Source organism: Luteimonas sp. Soil_C_16 (assembly GCF_057657295.1).
Genome location: NZ_JBDGIS010000004.1, coordinates 71,580 through 87,628, shown reverse-complemented (window position 1 = coordinate 87,628; position 16,049 = coordinate 71,580). Strand labels below are relative to the sequence as shown.

The window sequence follows — 16,049 nt, the reverse complement described above, 5'->3', positions numbered from 1 at the left end:
TCAGCCAGTGCCAGATGCTGAAACTGCCCATGCCGGTCCTCCGTGTTCCAGGAATCAGGCCGCGCCGAACAGCAGCAGTGCGCTGAGCAGGCCCGCCAGCACCACTGCCGCCAGCAACAGCCACGGCAGCGGCAGTCCGCCGCCACGCCGCTGCGGTGAATCGTCCACGAGCGCCTGCGGTTCGGGGGCTCGGTCGTAACCGGCGCTGTGGCCGGCGCGCGCGGGCGCTTCGACGACGAAACGATGGTGCGCGTCGAAGACGACCTGGTCACCGGCCTGCAGCACCGCGTCGCGCGTCGGTTCGCCATTGACCACGCTGCCGTCGGCGGAACCCAGATCGGTCAACCGCACGAAGGCACCGACGCGTTCCAGGCGCGCATGGCGATCGGAGAACCCCGGTTCGTCGATGCGGATGTCGGCTTCGGCATGACGGCCGACCAGACGCGGCCGGTCGAGGGTGAAACTGCGGCCGTGATAGCGACCACCGACGCCGCGCAGCACGATGCGGGGATCGGCATCGCCGCCGCCCGCATCGTCGGAATCGTGCGCCGGCGCGATCGCCGAGACAGGCGCTGTCGACACCAGCCGCAGCTCGTGGCCGTCGACGAAGATCGCGTCACCCGTCCGCAGCATCGCCATGCGCCGCACCTGGCGGCCGTTGACGTGCACGCCCTGCACGCCCTCGCTGACCGTGAGCCACACGCCGCGCCGATCGACGCAGAAGCGCACGCTCGGCTCGCCGCCGTCGGCCACCGGCGCCAGTGCGCCGGCGCGCCCACGGCCGATGCCGTGCACGCCGATGTCGAGCGGCAGTTCGGGTTCGTCGGGTGTGGGGAATCGCAGCTTGAGCGCAGTCATGCGGCGGCAATCTAGCACGAGGCTGCGCGGCTGCACGCGCCGTCACTTGGTCACGGCGCCCCAGCGACGCACAATGCGCGTCCACGACAACCCGCGGAGCCTCGCATGGCTGGTATCGACATCACCCATCCCCACTCGCTGTCGCCGGCCAAGGCCCGCACCGCGGTCGAAGCGGTCGCCAAGAAGCTCTCCGAGCGCTTCGACATGAAGTACGGCTGGGACGGCGACACGCTGAACTTCAGCCGCTCGGGCGTCGACGGCGCGATCGCGCTGCTGCCGCAGAGCCTGCACGTGACCGCGAAGCTCGGATTCCTGCTGTCGGCGATGCAGGGCCCGATCGAGGCCGAGATCCGCCGGGTGCTGTCCGAGAAGTTCTGAGCTAGTCGTCGAGCGCGTACGGCGCGGGGTGTCCGGCGAACAGACGCCGCGACACCTCGCCCTCGTCGCGCTCGATCTCGGCGACGAACGCGTCCGGATCGCCCAGTGCTTCGAACGCGCCGTAGCCGCGCTCCAGAAAGCCCTGCAGTTCGGTGAGTCCCGCGAGCCGGGCCGGGCCGCGCGAGAACGCCAGCAGCGCGGATACGCCGCGCATCTTCAAGGCCTTGCCGAAGCCGCGTCCCACGCGGCCGATCAACCGCACCTGACGCCGGCGCAGCCCCGCGCGGCCGACGTCCCGATAGGCCTGCGCGTAGAGCGCATCGTCGAGCTTGCGGCGCCGCGGCGCCAAGCGTTGCAGGGCCTCGACCATGTGCAGATCCAGCGCCTGGCTCAGCGCGCCGAGTTCGATCGCATCAGCCACTGTCTCCAGCAGGCGCGCAGGCAGCAACCGGCGCATCGTCGGCAGGATGCGGGCGATGTCGGCATCGCGCCGGGTGAAGTCGCGATCGCCGTAGACGTCGCCCAGGAAGAACGTGGCGGCGGGCGCGCGCGTCGGATCTTCGAGGAAATGCGCGAAGCTCACGCGCAGGCGCGCGGCCTGCCAGCGGCGGAGTTCGGCCAGCCAGTGCGAGCGGGCGCGCGGATCGTAATCCGGATCATGCAGGGCCTGGTGCCACGCCAGCCGTCGCGCGAGGCGGGCGGAAATGTCGGATGCCGTCATCGGCGCATCTTCGACGCTGGCGGCGTCTGGAGCAATCCTTCAACACCGGCTGGCTAGACTCGGACAGACCCTCCTGCAGGCCTCGCCATGCTGTCGTTGCATCCCGCCCGGCACCGTCGCACCCGCGCATCGACCCGCGCACCGAAGATCGGCCTGGCCATCGCCGGCGGCGGCCCGATCGGCGGCATGTACGAACTCGGCGCGCTGCGTGCGCTCGACGAGGCGCTCGACGGTCTCGACCTGACCCGGCTCGACAGCTACGTGGGCATCAGCAGCGGCGCGTTTCTCGCTGCGGGCCTGGCCAACCGGCTCGATGTCGAGGAGATGTGCCGCGCCTTCATCACCGGCGACAGCGACGATCTGGAATTCCGCGCCGAAGACTTCCTGCGTCCGGCCTTCGGCGAGTACGCGCGCCGCATCGCCGGCCTGCCGCGCCTGGCGATGGACTGGAGCCGCAGCCTGCTGCCCGGCGCCACGCGGGCTGCGCTGTTCGGCGGTGCGGTGCCGACCGGTGTGTTCGACAATCGCGGCGTCGAGCGTTTCCTCGCCGAAGTGTTCTCGCGTCGCGGCCGCAGCAACGATTTCCGTGCGCTGGAAGCGGCGTTGCACGTGGTCGCCGTCGATCTCGACAGCGGCGAAGCTGCGCTGTTCGGCAGCGGCGATCTGGCAGCGGTACCGATCTCGCGCGCCGTGCAGGCCAGCGCCGCCCTGCCCGGCCTGTATCCGCCGGTGCGCATCGGCGGCCGCGACTACGTCGATGGCGCGCTGCGCCGCACGATGCATGCGTCCGTGCTGCTGGAGCGCGACATCGATCTGATGCTGGGGCTCAACCCGCTGGTGCCCTACACCGATCGCCCGGCGGGTACTGCGCGGCGCAAGCGCCGCAGCCGGCCGTTGACCGATGGCGGCCTGCCGGCGGTGCTGTCGCAGACCTTCCGCACCCTGCTGCAGTCGCGCATGCAGGTCGGACTGGCGAAGTACGCGCAGCAGTATCCGGATGTCGACCAGCTGGTGTTCGAGCCCGGCGACGGCGCCTCGGAACTGTTCTTTCTCAACGCCTTCAGCTTCTCCACGCGCCATCGCGTGTGCGCACTCGGGTACCGGCAGACGCTGGACGATCTGCGCAACCGCGCGGCCGAACTTGAACCGGTACTCGGCGCGCACGGCATCGGCCTGCGTCCGGAGATCCTCGCCGACGTCGACCGCACCTTGCTCGACGGCCTGCCGCCGCGGCGCACGCGGCGCACCGAAACCACCGCACGCCTGCACCGCGCGCTCGATGATGTCGAACGCCTGATCGACATGCCACCGCGCTGAGCGCTGGTGTGAAACCTCCAGATCGCCGCATGAGGCTGCGATCGTCCTGTCCACCACGTCCGGAGACACCGATGGCCACGTTCAAGAAGACCGCGAAGAAAGCCACGAAGAAGTCCGCCCCGCGTTCCAGGCCCGCCAAGGGCGATGCCGCCAGCGGCGAAGCACTGTCGAAGTCGATCAGCGAGTCCGCACAGCAGATCTGGCTGGCCGGCGTCGGCGCATTCGGCCGCGCGCAGGCCGAAGGCACGCGCCTGTTCGATGGCCTGATTAAGGAAGGCGCGGGTCTGGAGAAGACCGCGCGCGCCTACGCCAACACGCGTGCGGGCACGGTGCGCAACGCGGTGGAGACCGGCGTCGGCCAGACCCGCGATCGCGCGGCCGACACCTGGGATCGTCTCGAGAAGGTGTTCGAAGACCGCGTGCAGCGTGCGCTGGTCAAGCTCGGCGTGCCGGGCCGTGACGATGTGCAATCGCTCAGCAGGCGCGTCGATGCGTTGACCGCGGCGCTGCAGGCCAGGAAGTCCGCGCCGGCGCGCAAGGCGACGCAGGCAGCCGCGAAGACAGCGCCCGCCAAGAAGGCTCCTGCGAAGAAGGCGGCACCGCGCAAGGCGGCCACGAAGACGGCGAAGACGCCGGCCAAGCGCGCGACGAAGAAGGCCGCGAACGCGGGCTGATCGTTCGGGAGTTTGGCTCGGGGGAACGGCGGCGCCTGTTGGCCGACCGGTTGTCCCAGTTCTGATGGTGTGCCCCCCACCCAACCCTCTCCCGCTTGCGGGGGAGGGCTTCGAGCGACGGTCCGCTCCGATCTGACGCGGATCGGGCGTCGCGCTCGGGTATCCTGCCGCCCTGCAAGCGGACACGGACACCGGCATGACCACGCAGTGGATCGCCGCAATCGGAGTGGCGATCGCCATCGGATGTGCGGCCTCGTTCTATTTCCTGACCTTCCAGCGTCGTCGCGACGAAGCCGCGGCGGGCATCGTCGCGCTCTCGGCGATCTCCTGGCGGGGCTTCATCGGCATGGTGCTGCAGGCGCTGCGCCGTCGCGGCTACGTGCAGGTGGTGGATTTGGAAGATTTGTCCGGCGACCGCGACTACATGCTCGAACGCGAAGGCGCGCGCTGGCTGCTGTCGTGCAAGCACGCGTCGACCTACGTACTGGGTCGCAACGCGGTGCAGGCACTGTCGAGCGAAGTACTGCTCAAGAGCGCCGCCGGCGGCCTGCTGGTGACGCAGGGCAGGATCGACGCCGAGGCCCGCGGCGCGGCCGGCAAGCAACGCATCGAACTGCTCGACGGCGCCACTCTGTGGCCGGAACTGCGCGATCTGATGCCGGCCGGCGAACTCGACGCGATCCGTGCGAAGACCGGCGCCGTCGCCCGTCAGCGCGTGCTGCTCGGCTGGCTGTTCGCGCTGCTGGCCGGCGTGGCCGTGTTTCTGGCGATGCCGGATGCCGCGCCTGCTGCGAACGCGGCCGCTGCGACGCCATACGCCGACACCGCACCCGCCGCGCCGGTCCGCATCGAAGCGCCGCCGCATGCGCCGATCGAAACCCAGCGCAGCGATCTGTCACGTGCGCTCGGCACCCTGCCCGATGTCGACCGTGCGATCTGGGCGACCGGTTCGACGTTGCAGATCTTCGTCGCCCGCGTAGACGACCAGGCCAGCGTCGATGCGATCTGCGCCCTGGTGCTGCGCCATCCCGACCTGACCTCGTCGCGCCTGCAGCTCACGCCGCCAGCCGACAGCGGGCAGCAGACCCGCTTCCTGCAGTGCCGGAGCTTCTGAAGCGCCGGCACTGCCTGCGGCGTTACCAGTGCACGCCGCGCATCATCGCGGCGAACGCGATCTGTTCCTGGCTCGGCGTTTCGTCGCGCAGCGCCGAGCGGTCGCCCTTCGACGCAGCCGAATCCGGGAACAGTTCGAACGCCGTGCTCATGACGATCTCGTAGGCCTTCGGCGCGACCGCGTTGACCAGCGCCGCGAACACGCCCAGGCGCGTCGTGATGCGGCTGGGCTTTTCGATGATCGCCTTGACCAGCAATCCCGCCGCCTCGTCGGGCGTGAGCGTCGGCACGCTGTCGTACATCTTGGTCGGCGCGATCATCGGCGTGGCGACGAGCGGCATGTTGATCGTCGTGAAGCTGATGCCCTTGCCCGACAGCTCGCCCTGCGCGCAGCGGCTGAACGCATCCAGCGCCGCCTTCGACGCCACATACGCCGAAAAACGCGGCGAATTCGCCAGCACGCCTATGGAACTGATGTTGATGATGTGGCCCTTGCGGCGCTTCGTCATCGACGGCATGAACCCCATGATCAGGCGCAGGCTGCCGAAGTAGTTGAGCTGCATCGTCCGCTCGAAATCGTGGAACCGGTCGTAGCTCAGCTCGATCGAACGCCGGATCGAACGGCCGGCGTTGTTGATCAGGATGTCGACGTGACCGTGTTCGGCCAGCACCTGCTGCACCAGCCTGTCGCAGTCGGCCAGATCCGCCAGATCGGCGGTGTAGGCGAATACCCTGCCACCGGCCGCCTTCATCGCATCGCGCGCGGCGAACAGCTCCTCCTCGCGGCGCGCAACGATCACCGTCACCGCGCCGGCTTCGGCCACGCGTTGCGCGGTCGCCAGACCGATGCCGGACGAGCCACCCGTGATCACCACGACCTTGTTGCGCACCTTGCCCTTGAGCGTGCGGTCGATGAAGAGATCCGGATCGAGGTGCCGCTCCCAGTAATCCCACAGGCGCCAGGCGTAGCCCTCGAGCTTCGGCACTTCGATGCCGCTGCCGCGCAGTGCGCGTTCGGCCTCGCGGTTGTCGAAGCGCGTGGGATAGGTGATGAACTTCATCACCTGTTTCGGGATGCGGAAATCGCGCAGCAGCATGCCGACGAAGCGACGCACCGGCGGCAACGCGCCCACCGCGCCGCGGATCGACGGCGGCACGAACGCGAACATCCGCGCGTCGAGACGCATCGTCATTTCCGGCGCGTGGCCAGCGCGGCAGAACAGATTCAGCACCTCGCCCACGCGCAGCGGTTCGGGATCGGTCAGGTGGAAGGTGTGGCCATCGAGCCGCGGCTTGTGCGCGATGTGATCCATCGCATCGGCGACGAAATCCACAGGCACGATATTGATGCGCCCGCCCTCGATGCCGAGCATCGGCATCCACGGCGGAAACACGTCGCGCAGCTTCTTGATCAGAGTGAAGAAGTAGTACGGCCCGTCGATCTTGTCGATCGCGCCGGTCTTCGAATGCCCGACCACCATCGCCGGCCGGTAGATGCGCCACTTGACGCGCGTCTCGCGCCGCACCAGTCCTTCGGACTCGTGCTTGGTGCGCAGGTACGGGTCGTCGAGGCCCTCGGCTTCGGCGTACATGTCCTCGCGGAAGATGCCCGGATACAGACCGGCGGCGGCGATGGAGCTGGTGTGGTGGAAGCATCCCGCCTCGATCGCGGCGGCGAGATCGAGCGCATGCTGGGTGCCGTCGATGTTGGCGCTGCGCTGCGCGTCCAGCGACGCCGTCAGGTCGTAGACCGCAGCGAGATGGAAGAAGTGCTTGACCTTGCCCTTGAGCGCACGCAACTGCGCGGCCGAGACGCCGCAACGCGCGGCGGTCATGTCGCCTTCGATCACCGACAGGCGTTTGGCATCCCAACCGAGTTCGCGCACCAGCGCGTCGAACTTCTTTCTCGAGTCCTTGCGTACCAGCACGTGGATCGTGCCCTTGCGCTTGAGCAGGTTGCCCACGAGGTGTCGGCCGATGAAACCGGTCGCACCCGTCACGAAGTAAGCCATCGCATCCCTCCGCGGCGCCCGCGGTGCCGGGCGTCCTCCCGCGGCTACGGTGCCAGAGCCGCGTGCCGCCCACAATCGGCCCCGGTTGCCTTGCCGCGACGACGGTGCTGTGATGGCGGCCGGCTTTTCGGGAGGGTGACGATGGCAGACGTGACACAGGCGTTCGAGGCTGCGGCGCAACGCGTGCAGGCGCTCGACGAGCGGCCCGACAACGACACGCTGCTGCGGCTCTACGCGCTGTACAAGCAGGGATCGGAGGGTGACGTGCGTTGTCCCAAGCCCGGCTTCTTCGACTTCGTCGGCACCGCCAAGTACGAAGCCTGGGCCAAGCTGTCCGGGACGGAAAAGACTGCTGCGATGCAGCAGTACATCGCGCTGGTCGACAAGCTCACGGGCTGACACGCGCATCGATGGCCCGCGACACCCGGCAACGCATCCTCGATTGCGCACTCGCGATGTTCAACGCCCAGGGCGAGCCGCGGGTGACGACGAACCACATCGCCGACGAGCTCGAGATCAGCCCCGGCAATCTGTACTACCACTTCCGCAACAAGGACGACATCATCGAGCAGCTGTTCGCGGGCTACGAGGCCCGCATGGACGACGCGCTCGTGGTGCCCGATGGTCGCCTGCCGGAACTGGAGGACATCTGGCTGCAGCTGCACCTGGTGTTCGAGTGCATCTGGGATTACCGCTTCCTCTACCGCGACCTGCTGGAGATCCTCAGCCGCAACCGCCGTCTGCGCGTGCGCTTCTCGCGCATCCTGCGCCGAGCCAGCGAGCGCGCGCACGCAGTGATCGCGGGACTCGCACGCGCCGGCATCCTGCGCGCCTCACCAGCCGAGATCGACGCGGCGGCGACCAATCTCATCGTCGTCGCCACGTTCTGGCTCAACTACAGCGCCACACGCGGCGACCGCGACGAACAGGTCGCGATCCGCGAGGGCATCGTGCAGGTGATGATGCTGCTCTCGCCTGCGCTGCGCGATGCCGAGCGCGTGCACCTCAACGCGCTGGTCCAGGCCTACACCCACTGACGGCGCGACCGCGCCACTTCGAGAGACCACGATGGCCAAGTCCGCATGGGCGCCCTTTCACCACCCGTCCGACGCGTTCGCGTATTCCGGCGACACCCTGAAGAAAGCCTGGCCGCGGCTGCACGCGGGTGATGCCGAACCCTTCCCCGATACGAAACGCGCACAGGCGTTGATCGATGCCGCCGGCAAGGCGGCACCCAAGGGCCTCGACGCGGCGGCGCTCGCGACTGCATTGCAGGACGCCTGGCGCGCGTTCCATGCCGGCGACTTCAAGACCGCCTTCGAGGCGGGCAGTGCGCTCGGTCCCGTCGGCGCATCGGTGGCAGTCAAGGCGCTGGGCATCCACGCCACGCATCTGGTGAGCTCGGAGGCCGAACAGCTCAAGCGCTACGAGCAGGCCGCCACGATCGCCGAGACCGCGATCGCCGCGCTGCCCGACGATGCCAACAGCCACTACCGCCGCGCCTACGCGCTGGGCCGTTACAGCCAGGGCCTGAGCATCGCCAAGGCGCTCAAGCAGGGCATCGCCGGCAAGGTCCGCGACTCGCTGCACACCGCGCTCGAACTCGCGCCCAAGCACGCCGAAGCGCATACCGCGCTGGCGCTGTACCACGCCGAGATCATCGACAAGATCGGCGCGATGATTGGCGGCCTGACCTACGGCGCGAAGGCGGCCGAAGCCGAGTCGCACATCGCGACCGCACTCAAGCTCACGCCGCAGTCCCCGATCGCCCATATCGAGCACGGCAACGTGCTGATGCTGTTGCACGGCGACAAGCAGGAAGCGGCGGCGGCTGCCGCGTACGAGAAAGCGGCCAAGTTGAAGCCGGCCGATGCGATGGAAGCGCTGGACGCGGCATATGCGGCGGAGCAGATCGAGTGACGGATCGCGTCGCTTGAATGACGGGCCGAAGGCCTCGCTTGCTCACACTCGCCAGCCACATCAGAACCCGTCTCCCCGGCGCAGGCCGGGGCCCAGCGACGCTGGCCCGGGACGCGACTGGTTTCCGACCGCATACAGGCACTAGATCCCGGCATACGCCGGGATGACGGATTCCGGTTTTCGGCATGCCGCCGAATGCGTGGCACCTCGTCCCGCAATCCACCCGCGACACCCGCTTGTCGCCAAGCCGAATCACCCGTAGAATTCGCGTCCCGATCGCGCCACCCCTTGCGGGTCCAGCGCTGCGGAGACGGCCCAGGCAGTTTGCCCGCCCCTCCGAACGATCCGGGCGGTTAGCTCAGCGGTAGAGCATTGCCTTCACACGGCAAGGGTCACAGGTTCAATCCCTGTACCGCCCACCAGACACCACGCGTGTGCGAGAAAGCCGGCCCGAGCGCCGGCTTTTTCGTACGTGCGCGTTCCAGCACTGCACGCGCTCCCTCGCCGTCCGCGATCGACGGTCACATCCCTGTGTTGCGCTACGTATCGTGCGCCGGTTGAACCGGCGCTCTCCACGTCCGCTGCACGACCCCGCGCCTACTTTGGCGCACCTCCAAGGAAGATCCCCCCGCAATGCGTGTCCAGGCCGGCTGCGAACTCTCGATCGAAACCGATACCGCCAGCCCGGTCATCGCGATGCTGCGCCCGCGCGACGGCGTCGCGAAGTGGCGCATCAACGATCGTTCGGGCTTCGAGCGCAGCCACGGGTTCGACGAGCACGTCGACAGCTTCGGCAACCGCTGCCAGCGCTTCGTGGTGCCCAAGGGGCTGACCCGCGTTCGGATCGACACCACCGTCGACACCACGCCGGACATCCGGGTCGCGCCCGACGCGCCTGCGGTCGATCCCGGCGCGCTGCCGGCCGATACCCTGCAATTCCTGCTGCCCAGCCGTTACTGCCCGTCAGACCGCAGCGCGATGTGGGAGCAGGCGCGCACCGTCGTCGGCGACGCCGCGCCGGGCTATGCCCAGGCCGAGGCGATCCGTCGCTGGATCGCTGCGCACCTCGAGTACCGCTACGGCGTCAGCAACGCCAGCACCGATGCGCAGGACACTCTCGCGCACGGCGCGGGCGTGTGTCGCGACTTCGCCCACGTCGGCATCACCCTGTGCCGCGCGCTCGACATTCCGGCGCGCATGGTCGTCGGCTGGCTGCACGACCTCAAGCCGATGGACATGCACGCCTGGTTCGAGGCCTACCTCGGCGGCGCCTGGTACACCTTTGACGCCACCCAGTCCGCCCCGCGCGGCGGCCGCGTGGTGATCGCGCACGGACGCGATGCTGCCGACGTGGCGTTCCTGACCAGCTATCGTCCATTGCGCACGTTGTCGCTGCGCGTGTGGGCCGATCTCGAATCCCAGACCGCTCGCACGTTCGACGATGATCTCGGCCACGCGGCCTGATCCCGGAGCGCTCCCGCCATGCAACTGTTCAAATGCTCGCATTGCGAGCAGGTGCTGTACTTCGAGAACACCGCATGCCTGCGATGCGGCAAGACGCTGGGCTTCCTGCCGCAGACGCTGACGCTCGAGGCGCTGGATCTCGATGCCGGCGAATGGGTCACGCCCGCGCGGCCCGGGGCGCGCTTCAAGTTCTGCCGCAACGCCTCGCACTCGGCCTGCAACTGGCTGCTGCCCACCAGCGATCCGCACGGCTACTGCCGCGCCTGCCGGCACAACCGCACGATCCCCAATCTGGGCGATGCCGAGCGCCTCGCCGACTGGCAGAAGATCGAGGTGGCCAAGCGCCGGTTGTTCTACACCCTGCTGCGTCTGCAGTTGCCGACGCCCGCGCCGGGTAGCGGCGATCCGCAGCCGCTGTCGTTCGATTTCCTGGCCGATTCCAAGAGCGGCCCCAAGGTGATGACCGGCCACGACAACGGCCACATCACGATCGCGTTGGCCGAGGCAGACGACGCCGCGCGCGAGGCGACGCGCATCGCGATGGGCGAGCTGTATCGCACCCTGCTGGGCCATTTCCGGCACGAGATCGGCCACTACTACTGGGACCGGCTGGTGCGCGACGCCGGTGAGGACGAACTCGCGCGTTGCCGCGCGTTGTTCGGCGACGACCGTCGCAGCTACAGCGATGCCCTGCAGCTCTACTACGACCACGGCGCGCCCAACGACTGGCAGGCCGCGCACGTCAGCCCGTACGCGACGATGCATCCCTGGGAAGACTGGGCTGAAACCTGGGCGCACTATCTGCACATCGTCGACACGCTGGAGATGGCGTCGGCGTTCGGCATCCGTATCGCACCGGACGTGGCCGACGATCCGTCGATGGAAACCGATCTGTCGTTCGATCCGCATCGCGTCGCCGACATCCAGCGTCTGGTCGATGCCTGGCTGCCATTGACCTGGGCGATCAACAGCCTCAACCGCACGATGGGTCATCCGGACATCTATCCGTTCGTGATCGCGCCGCCCGTGGTCGAGAAGATGGCCTACATCCATGGCCTGATCCGGCGCGCCCGCCGCTCGGCTGCTGCGCGACCGGCGACGCCCGCCGCGTCCTGAGGGCGGCAACCGCATCCGATGCGTCGCGTCGACTTGGACGCACACGCCGCGCTGCACCACAATCACGTCTCGCCAGCGAGACGGGGCACGCCGCAACGCGCGCCGCCTTCCGCGCCTGCGCGCCCTGTCCTGGAGTTGTCATGACCCTGCGTTTCAGCGAATCCCTGCGCCAGTCCTGTGAAGCCACGTGGACCCGCGCCGTCGAACACCGCTTCGTGTCCGAGCTCGGCGAAGGCCGGATCGCCGACGACGTGATGGCGGCCTATCTGATCCAGGACCATCGCTTCCTCGACAGCTTCCTGGTGCTGCTGGGCGCAGCGATCGCCAGCAGCGACCGCTTCGAATCGCGGCTCGTGCTCGGTCGTTTCACCGGCATGGTCTGCGGCGAGGAGAACACCTACTTCCTGCGCGCCTTCGAAGCACTGGGCGTCGATACCGAGACGCGGACCCGCGCACCCGATACCGCGCCGACCGCGGGCTTCAAGGCGCTCATGCGCGAGGCCGCGGCGACGCGCTCCTACGCCGCGACGCTCGCCGTACTCAACGTCGCCGAAGGCCTGTATCTCGACTGGGCGCAGCGCGTGCCGCGCCCGCTGCCGACGCACTTCGTCCACGCCGAGTGGGTCACGCTGCACGACAATCCGATGTTCGTGGAGTTCGTCGCGTTCCTGCGGGCCGAGCTCGACCGCGTCGGCCCCGACGATGCGGCGCTGGCGCAGGACTTCTTCCGGCGCGCGGTGAATCTGGAACTCGCGTTCTTCGATGCCGCCTATGCGGATGGCATCGCCTGATGGCGCTGTTCGAACGGCTCAAGGCCGCTGCGCCCGGCGAGTGGGCACGCTATGTCGATCACGCCTTCGTGCGCGGCATGGGCGACGGCACGTTGCCCGAAGCCGCATTCCGCACGTATCTGGTGCAGGACTACCTGTTCCTGATCCAGTTCGCGCGCGCCAATGCGCTGGCCGCCTACAAGAGCCGCACCCTCGCCGATCTGCGCGCCGCGAAGGACGGGCTGTCGGCGATCGTCGACGTCGAGCTCGATCTGCACGTGCGGCTGTGCAAACGCTGGGGCCTGTCGCCGGCCGATATCGAGGCCGCGCCGGAGCATCAGGCCACGGTCGCCTACACGCGCTTCGTGCTCGATTGCGGCATGTCCGGCGATTTGCTCGATCTGCATGTCGCACTCGCGCCGTGCGTGCTCGGCTATGCCGAGATCGGCCGCGCGCTGGCACCGGCCGGTGTCGATGCGCTCGCCGGACATCCGTATCGCGAATGGATCGGCGAGTACGCCGGCGACGCCTACCAGCAGGTCGCGGCGAATGCCTCGCGCCATCTCGACGATCTCGGCGCGCGCTATCTCGGTCCGGGCCGCTTCGACGAACTCGCCGCGCTGTTCGGCAAGGCATCGCGGCTGGAAGCCGATTTCTGGCAGATGGGACTGGACGCGGCCGGGCACTGACTGCGGCGAGAACCGGCCCGATCTTCAGATCAGGCCTGCTTCTGTTTCAGCGCCTCGTAATGCATGTCCTGCAGCTGGTGCGCATCGATCGTCGCGCACTGCTGGGCGATCGCCTCGAGATGCGCCGGCCGCTCCCAGCAGCGCGCGGTGTAGGCCTGCAGCGCCTCGAGGCCATCGAGCAGTTCCAGCCGATGCGCGATCTTCAGCACCGACGACAGCATCAGATCGGCGACCGAGAAGTCGTCGCCGACGATCCACGTCCGCGTGCCCAGCGCGTCCTGCAGTTCGCGCAGGCGCGTGCGCGCGGCGGCCTCGACGACCGGGCGACGTGCTGCTTTCTGCGCCGGGTCCTTCGTGAAATACGCGACCTCGGCGACGTTCATCAGAGAGGGCTCGATCGAGTTCAACGCCGCGATGACCCAGCAGGTCACGAGCGCACGCTCGCCGGGATCGGCCGGCAACAGCTGTCCCGCACGCGTCGCCACATCCAGCACGACCGCGCCGGATTCGAACAACGGCGGCCGGCCGTCTTCTTCGAGCACCGGCACCTGACCGAAGGGCTGCGCGCGCCGGTACTCCGCGGATTTCATGCCCGGCGCATCGAGCAGGCGCACTTCGTAGGGCCAGCCCACCTCGCGCAGCACCCAGCGCACGCGATGGTCGCGTACCTGTCCCGCCGCGAACGGCGGCGCCCATTTCATCGCGGTGATCCGGATCATGCCCGCCCCCCCCGTGCGTCGGATGCGCGCAGGCTGCGACGGTCGTGCGTAGGATCAGGTGAATGCCGCAGCGGGCGCCGGCATGGCCTCGCGCACCAGCGTTTCGAATGCGGCGACCGGCATCGGGCGCCCGAACAGATAGCCCTGGAACAGCCGGCAGCCCTGCCCCTGCAGGAAGGCGAACTGCGCCGGGTCTTCGATGCCTTCGGCGATCACGTCCAGCCCCAGATCGATGCCGAGCTGCAGCAGGTTGCGGGTGATGCTGGCCGCGTGCGCGTCGCGGACGACCTCGGCGACGAAGGCGCGATCGATCTTGAGTTCCGAGAACGGCAGCCGGCGCAGCGACGACAGCGAGGCGTAACCGGTGCCGAAATCATCCAGCGACAGGCGCACACCGGCCGCGCCCAGCGCGCGCATCGAGGCGGCCGCTTCGGCCACATCGTGCACCAGCACGCTTTCGGTCAGCTCCAGCGCGAGCCGGTCGGATGCCACGCCCGTACGCGCGAGGGTGTCGAGCACCTGCGCGGCGAAATCCGGTTGCCGCAGTTGCAGGCCGCTGACGTTGACCGACAGCCGCACGTCGCGCAGCGCCGGATCGGCCTCCCAGACCTGCAGTTGCCGGCAGGCTTCGGCCAGCACCCATTGCCCGAGCGGCAGGATGAAACCGGTGTCCTCGGCCGCCTGCACGAACTCGGCCGGCGGCACCAGCCCGCGTCTGGGATCGTCCCAGCGCAGCAGTGCTTCGGCGCCCACGATGCGGCCGCCGGCATCGATCTGCGGCTGGTAGAACAGCACGAACCGGCGTGCGGCCAGTGCATCGCGCAGCGACCGGTGCAGCGCGCGGTGCGCGGCGCTGTCGCTCTCCTGCAGATGCATGACCACCAGCAGGCAGGCGACCACGGTCAGCAGGTTGATCCAGATGCCGGCGCGGCGCAGCTCGTCGGGAATCGCGTAGCGCGCCGGCACGCCCTCGGGCATCGCCGCGAAGACCACGAACGCGCCGAGAAACAGGCAGACGCAGCCGTAGCGCAGCCACGGGCGCTCGCTGCGGAACACGTGATGGGCGGCGCCGGCGAGCACCAGCAGGAACAGATGCGTCGTGCGCGGAATGTCGCCGGTGTGGACATCGAGTCGCGCCGAGAACAGGCACACGAATGCGAACAAGCCGAGGAAGGCCATCCACGACGCGAGCCGCACGTGGCGCAGGCGCGCGGCGAGAATCACCGCGATGCCCAGCAGCGCCAGCACGGCTTCGGTCGATGCGACCAGCCCGGCGCCCTGGCTGAAGAAGAACAGGCTCCAGCCGAGACCGAGCGCCAGCATGATCGCGCCGGTCGCGAACAGCAGACGCAGCGCACGCTGGTTGCGCCGCGCTTCGAGTCCGTCGCCTGCTCCGCTTCCCCCGGATGCACTGGCGGATTCCATCTCGGCCATCCCTTCCCCCGTTCAGGTCGATGGTAGCCGGGTGGGTGGACGACGCACGCGGGCGCAGCAGTTTCAGAAAAATCCGCAGCCGTAGATCGCGGCACGTTCAGGCGCGGCGTGCCACATCCGCGGACCGGGCGCACGCGAACTGCGCCGGGTGTGTCCGTTCGCGCCGTCCCGGCGCACTGCACCGGGACGGCGCAGGCGATCAGGCAGCCTGCTGGAGGACCTGGCCGACTTCCTTCTCCGCATCGGTCGCGTCGCGCACGGCGACGATCTCGATCGCGAAGTGCAGGGTCTTGCCGGCCAGCGGATGGTTGCCGTCGATCTTGACCTCGGTGTCGCCGACCTCGACCACGGTCACCAGCATCGGACCGGCGCCGCCCTGGGCCTGGAACTGCATGCCCGGCTCGATCGTGTCGATGCCCTGGAACGCCTGGCGCGGCACGGCCTGGACCAGGCTGTCGTTGCGCAGGCCGTAGCCTTCTTCGGGCTTCACGTCGACCTTGAGCGTATCGCCGGCCTTGCGGCCTTCCAGCGCCTGCTCCAGGCCCGGCACGATGTTGCCGCCACCATGGAAATACGGCAGTGGATTGGCTTCGGCCGACTTGTCGATGACGGTGCCGTCGTCGTCGGTGAGGGTGTAGTGGAACGTGGCGACGCGCGCAGCGGCGATCTCCATGGACGAACTCCTTGGATGGGAATGGAACGAAGGGAAATGCTGCAGAAGGCACCGGTAGAACGCACGGTGCAGCAGCGATGGAACGCCGGTCACGATCCCGGCCGGACCCGTTGCGCGCAAACCGGGCGCCCGTCGCGTTCGACGTCCGTACACTTCACAGGCGCGCGGCACACGACCGGAATCGCCGCGTT

At 68.6% G+C, this 16,049-nt stretch carries 17 protein-coding genes and 1 tRNA gene; 12 read left to right on the top strand and 6 right to left on the bottom strand.

All coding sequences use genetic code 11. The annotated features are described in order from the left end of the window. Positions 1 to 54: 54 nt before the first annotated feature. Positions 55 to 858: an FHA domain-containing protein gene (locus tag AC3A5T_RS09060; RefSeq protein WP_487628285.1), complete on the bottom strand. Its 804-nt coding sequence runs from the start codon at positions 856 to 858 to the stop codon at positions 55 to 57. Between the two features lie 105 nt (positions 859 to 963). Here AC3A5T_RS09060 and AC3A5T_RS09055 point away from each other — a divergent pair, with 105 nt between their 5' ends. Beyond that, on the top strand, positions 964 to 1,236 hold the full coding sequence (locus AC3A5T_RS09055) for a polyhydroxyalkanoic acid system family protein (protein ID WP_332077161.1): 273 nt from the start codon (positions 964 to 966) through the stop codon (positions 1,234 to 1,236). Position 1,237: 1 nt separating this feature from the next. On the opposite strand, the gene AC3A5T_RS09050 is transcribed toward AC3A5T_RS09055, so the two are convergent. After that, positions 1,238 to 1,957 (bottom strand): DUF8198 family protein, encoded by a 720-nt coding sequence (locus AC3A5T_RS09050; RefSeq protein ID WP_487628284.1) that lies wholly within the window; start codon positions 1,955 to 1,957, stop codon positions 1,238 to 1,240. Positions 1,958 to 2,044: 87 nt separating this feature from the next. Between AC3A5T_RS09050 and AC3A5T_RS09045 the strand changes: the two genes are divergently transcribed. The 3 genes from AC3A5T_RS09045 (at position 2,045) to AC3A5T_RS09035 (ending at position 5,062) form a co-directional block, all read left to right on the top strand. Then, on the top strand, positions 2,045 to 3,274 hold the full coding sequence (locus tag AC3A5T_RS09045; RefSeq protein WP_487628283.1) for a patatin-like phospholipase family protein: 1,230 nt from the start codon (positions 2,045 to 2,047) through the stop codon (positions 3,272 to 3,274). A 71-nt stretch (positions 3,275 to 3,345) separates the two neighbouring features. Next, positions 3,346 to 3,948, top strand: coding sequence for a phasin family protein (locus AC3A5T_RS09040; RefSeq protein WP_487628282.1), 603 nt, complete (start codon positions 3,346 to 3,348; stop codon positions 3,946 to 3,948). Between the two features lie 196 nt (positions 3,949 to 4,144). Further along, entirely contained in the window at positions 4,145 to 5,062 is a 918-nt protein-coding gene (locus AC3A5T_RS09035) for a restriction endonuclease (RefSeq protein WP_487628281.1), read from the top strand. A 22-nt stretch (positions 5,063 to 5,084) separates the two neighbouring features. Here the strand turns inward: AC3A5T_RS09035 and AC3A5T_RS09030 are convergent, their stop codons facing one another. Beyond that, positions 5,085 to 7,073 (bottom strand): SDR family oxidoreductase, encoded by a 1,989-nt coding sequence (locus tag AC3A5T_RS09030; protein WP_487628280.1) that lies wholly within the window; start codon positions 7,071 to 7,073, stop codon positions 5,085 to 5,087. Between the two features lie 141 nt (positions 7,074 to 7,214). On the opposite strand from AC3A5T_RS09030, the gene AC3A5T_RS09025 reads away from it, so the two are divergent. The 8 genes from AC3A5T_RS09025 (at position 7,215) to AC3A5T_RS08990 (ending at position 13,032) form a co-directional block, all read left to right on the top strand. Then, positions 7,215 to 7,472, top strand: a complete 258-nt coding sequence (locus tag AC3A5T_RS09025) for an acyl-CoA-binding protein (protein ID WP_487628279.1) — start codon at positions 7,215 to 7,217, stop codon at positions 7,470 to 7,472. A gap of 11 nt (positions 7,473 to 7,483) precedes the next feature. Then, positions 7,484 to 8,110, top strand: a complete 627-nt coding sequence (locus AC3A5T_RS09020) for a TetR/AcrR family transcriptional regulator (protein WP_487628278.1) — start codon at positions 7,484 to 7,486, stop codon at positions 8,108 to 8,110. A 31-nt stretch (positions 8,111 to 8,141) separates the two neighbouring features. After that, the gene (locus tag AC3A5T_RS09015) at positions 8,142 to 8,993 is read left to right on the top strand and encodes a hypothetical protein (RefSeq protein WP_487628277.1); all 852 of its coding nucleotides are present in this window, start codon (positions 8,142 to 8,144) and stop codon (positions 8,991 to 8,993) included. 347 nt (positions 8,994 to 9,340) lie between these two features. After that, positions 9,341 to 9,415: transfer RNA gene (locus AC3A5T_RS09010), tRNA-Val, on the top strand. 211 nt (positions 9,416 to 9,626) lie between these two features. Beyond that, positions 9,627 to 10,457 carry a transglutaminase domain-containing protein gene (locus AC3A5T_RS09005; RefSeq protein WP_487628276.1) on the top strand — a complete coding sequence of 277 codons (831 nt, stop codon included), beginning with the start codon at positions 9,627 to 9,629 and terminating at the stop codon, positions 10,455 to 10,457. Between the two features lie 18 nt (positions 10,458 to 10,475). Next, positions 10,476 to 11,573 (top strand): zinc-binding metallopeptidase family protein, encoded by a 1,098-nt coding sequence (locus AC3A5T_RS09000; RefSeq protein ID WP_487628275.1) that lies wholly within the window; start codon positions 10,476 to 10,478, stop codon positions 11,571 to 11,573. Positions 11,574 to 11,713: 140 nt separating this feature from the next. Next, positions 11,714 to 12,364 carry a TenA family protein gene (locus AC3A5T_RS08995; protein ID WP_487628274.1) on the top strand — a complete coding sequence of 217 codons (651 nt, stop codon included), beginning with the start codon at positions 11,714 to 11,716 and terminating at the stop codon, positions 12,362 to 12,364. Further along, entirely contained in the window at positions 12,364 to 13,032 is a 669-nt protein-coding gene (locus AC3A5T_RS08990; RefSeq protein WP_487628273.1) for a TenA family protein, read from the top strand. Before AC3A5T_RS08995 ends, AC3A5T_RS08990 begins: the two co-directional genes overlap by 1 nt. Before the next feature lie 29 nt (positions 13,033 to 13,061). Here the strand turns inward: AC3A5T_RS08990 and AC3A5T_RS08985 are convergent, their stop codons facing one another. From AC3A5T_RS08985 to AC3A5T_RS08975, 3 genes are all read right to left on the bottom strand, one after another. Next, complete coding sequence (locus AC3A5T_RS08985; RefSeq protein ID WP_487628272.1) at positions 13,062 to 13,751, bottom strand: glutathione S-transferase family protein; 690 nt, start codon at positions 13,749 to 13,751, stop codon at positions 13,062 to 13,064. A 54-nt stretch (positions 13,752 to 13,805) separates the two neighbouring features. Beyond that, positions 13,806 to 15,176 (bottom strand): putative bifunctional diguanylate cyclase/phosphodiesterase, encoded by a 1,371-nt coding sequence (locus tag AC3A5T_RS08980; protein ID WP_487628271.1) that lies wholly within the window; start codon positions 15,174 to 15,176, stop codon positions 13,806 to 13,808. Between the two features lie 208 nt (positions 15,177 to 15,384). Beyond that, positions 15,385 to 15,858 (bottom strand): FKBP-type peptidyl-prolyl cis-trans isomerase, encoded by a 474-nt coding sequence (locus tag AC3A5T_RS08975; protein ID WP_487628270.1) that lies wholly within the window; start codon positions 15,856 to 15,858, stop codon positions 15,385 to 15,387. Positions 15,859 to 16,049 lie beyond the last annotated feature (191 nt).

What these genes read in the sequence shown, in the direction of transcription:
- AC3A5T_RS09060 (WP_487628285.1), bottom strand. Translation starts at nt 858, where the DNA reads ATGACTGCGCTCAAGCTGCGATTCCCCACACCCGACGAACCCGAACTG.
- AC3A5T_RS09055 (WP_332077161.1), top strand. Translation starts at nt 964, where the DNA reads ATGGCTGGTATCGACATCACCCATCCCCACTCGCTGTCGCCGGCCAAG.
- AC3A5T_RS09050 (WP_487628284.1), bottom strand. Translation starts at nt 1,957, where the DNA reads ATGACGGCATCCGACATTTCCGCCCGCCTCGCGCGACGGCTGGCGTGG.
- AC3A5T_RS09045 (WP_487628283.1), top strand. Translation starts at nt 2,045, where the DNA reads ATGCTGTCGTTGCATCCCGCCCGGCACCGTCGCACCCGCGCATCGACC.
- AC3A5T_RS09040 (WP_487628282.1), top strand. Translation starts at nt 3,346, where the DNA reads ATGGCCACGTTCAAGAAGACCGCGAAGAAAGCCACGAAGAAGTCCGCC.
- AC3A5T_RS09035 (WP_487628281.1), top strand. Translation starts at nt 4,145, where the DNA reads ATGACCACGCAGTGGATCGCCGCAATCGGAGTGGCGATCGCCATCGGA.
- AC3A5T_RS09030 (WP_487628280.1), bottom strand. Translation starts at nt 7,073, where the DNA reads ATGGCTTACTTCGTGACGGGTGCGACCGGTTTCATCGGCCGACACCTC.
- AC3A5T_RS09025 (WP_487628279.1), top strand. Translation starts at nt 7,215, where the DNA reads ATGGCAGACGTGACACAGGCGTTCGAGGCTGCGGCGCAACGCGTGCAG.
- AC3A5T_RS09020 (WP_487628278.1), top strand. Translation starts at nt 7,484, where the DNA reads ATGGCCCGCGACACCCGGCAACGCATCCTCGATTGCGCACTCGCGATG.
- AC3A5T_RS09015 (WP_487628277.1), top strand. Translation starts at nt 8,142, where the DNA reads ATGGCCAAGTCCGCATGGGCGCCCTTTCACCACCCGTCCGACGCGTTC.
- AC3A5T_RS09005 (WP_487628276.1), top strand. Translation starts at nt 9,627, where the DNA reads ATGCGTGTCCAGGCCGGCTGCGAACTCTCGATCGAAACCGATACCGCC.
- AC3A5T_RS09000 (WP_487628275.1), top strand. Translation starts at nt 10,476, where the DNA reads ATGCAACTGTTCAAATGCTCGCATTGCGAGCAGGTGCTGTACTTCGAG.
- AC3A5T_RS08995 (WP_487628274.1), top strand. Translation starts at nt 11,714, where the DNA reads ATGACCCTGCGTTTCAGCGAATCCCTGCGCCAGTCCTGTGAAGCCACG.
- AC3A5T_RS08990 (WP_487628273.1), top strand. Translation starts at nt 12,364, where the DNA reads ATGGCGCTGTTCGAACGGCTCAAGGCCGCTGCGCCCGGCGAGTGGGCA.
- AC3A5T_RS08985 (WP_487628272.1), bottom strand. Translation starts at nt 13,751, where the DNA reads ATGATCCGGATCACCGCGATGAAATGGGCGCCGCCGTTCGCGGCGGGA.
- AC3A5T_RS08980 (WP_487628271.1), bottom strand. Translation starts at nt 15,176, where the DNA reads ATGGAATCCGCCAGTGCATCCGGGGGAAGCGGAGCAGGCGACGGACTC.
- AC3A5T_RS08975 (WP_487628270.1), bottom strand. Translation starts at nt 15,858, where the DNA reads ATGGAGATCGCCGCTGCGCGCGTCGCCACGTTCCACTACACCCTCACC.